This is a genomic window from Paenibacillus marchantiophytorum (assembly GCF_014640555.1).
GTDB lineage: Bacteria > Bacillota > Bacilli > Paenibacillales > NBRC-103111 > Paenibacillus_E > Paenibacillus_E marchantiophytorum.
Genome location: NZ_BMHE01000158.1, coordinates 1 through 526, shown reverse-complemented (window position 1 = coordinate 526; position 526 = coordinate 1). Strand labels below are relative to the sequence as shown.

The 526-nt window shown below is 47.3% G+C and carries 1 protein-coding gene; it reads left to right on the top strand.

Features of this window, described 5'->3' with window-relative positions:
- Positions 1 to 40: 40 nt before the first annotated feature.
- A partial coding sequence (locus IEY34_RS36425; protein ID WP_268240234.1) for a reverse transcriptase domain-containing protein occupies positions 41 to 526 on the top strand: 486 nt, incomplete at its 3' end.

The window sequence follows — 526 nt, the reverse complement described above, 5'->3', positions numbered from 1 at the left end:
TTCGGGCACGTATCATCCGCTACCCGCCAGACGGAAAGAGATACCCAAACCAGACGGAAAGCTTCGACCCTTAGGAATCCCGTCCATTATCGATCGGGTCGTGCAAATGGCAACAAAAATGGTGATTGAGCCCATCTTTGAAGCGGACTTCAAGGGTTGCTCCTATGGATTCCGGCCGAAGCGAAGCCAACACGGTGCCATTCGTCACATCAGGCGTGAGGTTAAGAAGGGCGTATATTGGGTAGTAGACATTGACATTAAAGGCTACTTTGACAACATTGGGCATGAGAAACTGATGAAGCTTGTGGAGCAAAGAATGAGTGACAGAAGAGTACTCAAACTCATCTGGAAATGGCTAAAGGCAGGATTCGTAAAAGATGATCAGTTTTATGAAACCGATCTCGGAAGCCCACAAGGCTCAGTCATAAGTCCGCTACTTTCAAATATCTACCTGAACTACCTGGATAAGGTCTGGGAAAACAAATTTACCGAACTCGGCGCCCTCGTCAGATTTGCTGATGATCTC